Below are 331 nucleotides of genomic sequence, written 5' to 3' on the forward strand. Positions count from 1 at the left end.
CAGGTCGTAGAAGAACCCGTTGTAGTGGTCGGGGCCGAAGTTGACGACCAAGTCCGGGTTGAATTCCTTGGCAAAGGCACGGACCTGCTCGAAGGCGGCGTCGACAGCTGCCTTGACCTCCTCCGGCGGGTTGGTGTGCTCCAGCAGGGGAGAGTGCGACATCGCGATCAGTGCTTGAGTCATGGCGCTACGCTTTTGCTTCCGGCCGGTCGGCCATGTGCAGCGCGAGGTAGGCCTTGATGACCTGGTTGAATTCGTGGGCGCGTTCGACCTGTGACCAGTGGCCGCACTGGTTGAAGATGTGGGAGTCGGCGGTGGGGATGACGGCCTG

1 pseudogene is annotated in these 331 nt (G+C 62.2%); it reads right to left on the reverse strand.

What is annotated here, in order from left to right:
- Positions 1-183 (reverse strand): annotated as a pseudogene (gene mhpB / locus ACIPUB_RS20160) (3-carboxyethylcatechol 2,3-dioxygenase); the annotation flags it as partial.
- Positions 184-331: the final 148 nt, after the last annotated feature.

This window comes from Paeniglutamicibacter sp. ORCA_105 (assembly GCF_045798545.1).
Lineage (GTDB): Bacteria > Actinomycetota > Actinomycetes > Actinomycetales > Micrococcaceae > Paeniglutamicibacter > Paeniglutamicibacter sulfureus.